The organism is Synechococcus sp. UW179A, assembly GCF_900473965.1.
GTDB lineage: Bacteria > Cyanobacteriota > Cyanobacteriia > PCC-6307 > Cyanobiaceae > Synechococcus_C.
The window spans coordinates 1-2,352 of the sequence record NZ_UCNJ01000001.1 but is presented as its reverse complement, the minus strand read 5'-3'; the positions used below and the strand labels follow the sequence as shown (position 1 = coordinate 2,352).

Annotated in this window: 2 protein-coding genes and 1 pseudogene; 2 read left to right on the top strand and 1 reads right to left on the bottom strand. The window is 53.6% G+C overall.

What is annotated here, in order from left to right; all coding sequences use genetic code 11:
* Window positions 1-74, top strand: a pseudogene (locus tag DXY31_RS17790) (photosystem II protein D2); the annotation flags it as partial.
* A complete protein-coding gene (gene psbC, locus DXY31_RS00010) occupies window positions 58-1,446 on the top strand; it encodes a photosystem II reaction center protein CP43 (RefSeq protein WP_114990269.1) in 1,389 nt (462 codons plus the stop codon). The pseudogene DXY31_RS17790 and the gene psbC, both read left to right, overlap by 17 nt.
* 259 nt (window positions 1,447-1,705) lie before the next feature.
* Here the strand turns inward: psbC and DXY31_RS00005 are convergent.
* Window positions 1,706-2,352, bottom strand: a 647-nt coding sequence (locus DXY31_RS00005; protein WP_137024833.1) for a YadA-like family protein, incomplete at its 5' end; no start/stop codon positions are given.

Here is a 2,352-nt window from a genome sequence, read left to right as displayed (position 1 = left end):
TGGCACCGGCTGACCAGCCGCACGAAAACTTCGTCTTCCCTGAAGAGGTTCTGCCCCGTGGAAACGCCCTTTAATTCCGGTCTTATCGCCACTGGCGGTAAAGACCTCGACTCCACCGGCTACGCCTGGTGGGCTGGCAATGCTCGCCTGATCAATCTTTCAGGTCGTCTGCTGGGTGCCCACGTGGCTCACGCAGGACTGATGGTGTTCTGGGCCGGCGCCATGATGCTGTTCGAGGTGAGCCATTTCACCTTCGATAAGCCCATGTACGAACAGGGTCTGATTCTGTTCCCACACGTGGCCACTCTCGGCTACGGAGTGGGCCCCGGTGGTGAAGTCACCGATCTCTATCCCTTCTTTGTGGTTGGTGTTCTGCACCTGATCAGTTCCGCTGTGCTCGGTCTCGGCGGCCTCTACCACGCCCTGCGCGGGCCTGAAATTCTGGAGAATTACTCCACTTTCTTTTCCCAGGATTGGCGCGACAAGAATCAGATGACCAACATCATTGGTTATCACCTGATTCTTCTTGGGGTCGGCTGTCTGCTCTTGGTCTTCAAGGCCATGTTCTTCGGTGGCGTTTACGACACCTGGGCTCCCGGTGGTGGAGATGTTCGCCTAATCACCAACCCGACTCTCGATCCGGGAGTGATCTTCGGTTATCTGTTCCGGGCCCCCTTCGGTGGTGAAGGCTGGATCATCGGTGTGAACTCAATGGAGGACATCATCGGTGGGCACATCTGGCTTGGCCTGACCTGCATTTTCGGTGGCATCTGGCACGTCACAACCAAGCCTTTCGGCTGGGTGCGTCGCGCCTTCATCTGGAATGGAGAGGCTTATCTCAGCTACAGCCTTGGTGCTCTGAGCTTCATGAGCTTCATTGCCTCGGCCTTCATCTGGTTCAACAACACCGCCTATCCCTCGGAGTTCTACGGCCCCACCAACGCCGAATCCTCCCAGGCGCAGAGCTTCACCTTCCTGGTGAGAGACCAGCGCCTCGGCGCCAATATCGGTTCCGCCATGGGCCCCACCGGTCTTGGTAAGTACTTGATGCGTTCACCGACCGGTGAGATCATCTTCGGTGGAGAAACGATGCGTTTCTGGGATTTCCGTGGTCCATGGCTTGAGCCATTGCGCGGTCCCAACGGTCTAAGTCTCGACAAGCTGCAGAACGACATCCAACCCTGGCAGGTTCGTCGTGCTGCTGAGTACATGACCCACGCCCCCAACGCTTCACTGAATTCCGTTGGCGGCATCATCACTGAGCCCAACTCAGTGAACTTCGTGAACATTCGCCAGTGGTTGTCTGCGACTCAGTTCGTGCTCGCCTTCTTCTTCCTGGTGGGTCACCTCTGGCACGCAGGCCGCGCCCGCGCTGCCGCTGCCGGTTTCGAAAAGGGAATCGACCGTTCGGCAGAGCCTTCTCTGGCAATGCCAGACCTCGACTGATCTCCGCGATCAAACCCAATCGAAGTCAGAAATTTCGATCGTCATTCTGCCCCACTGCGAAGTGGGGCTTTTTTATGAGATGGCAGAAGGATAACTATTCGATGAGCCCCATACCAAAGAGAATAGTGCGATCAAAAAATTCAAACCTTAGAGCCTGTAATCAAGAGCAAAAGGTAGAAAAACCGATGAGTACTGATGAGACACTTGCCCATAGGGAATTCAATCGCGATCAATCACAGCAATTGAATGGTCAAACCAATCAAGAGGCTTGCTGAGCATCTTCAGAATCCATACGTTTCATAAGCCGATCAATCATGATCCGTTGATCATCCAGGCGAGACTTCATCTCAGAAAGCATCGTCAGAAGACGGCGCTCGCTTTCTTTCTTCTCTTCAAGAAGAATTTCCAGAGTTGCAATGCGTTGATTAGCATCGCCAACACTTGTTGAATTCAAACGCTTGATTTCCGCTTCGAGCTCAGCAAGACGATCACGAAGCACTTGAATGTCAGAGGAATCTTGTGTTCGAAGGGCAGCTACCACAGTTGACTCAACCTGATCAGAGGACTTATCCAAAGCAGGAATATCGACACCCGCTCCCATATATTCTTGAGCGGACACAGTCAACCCATTCATTCCAGGGATAGACGAGAGCTGCTCAGATTGAGCCTTGGGTGGGCTGCCACCAAAGCCAAATGAGAATCCAACCCGGCCCATCAATGGACCGCCAAGCGTATTAGTTGTAGTAGAAGCCAGACCTGCATTGAGGAAAAAACGTTCCTGCATTTTCACTGCACATCCAAATGAACCAGCCCACTGATTGGCGTAAGCACCGGCTCCGATTCCACAACGCAGATTTTCATCAGGGAGAAGGGTCGTTTGAGGTATGGCCCCTAATGATGCACTCA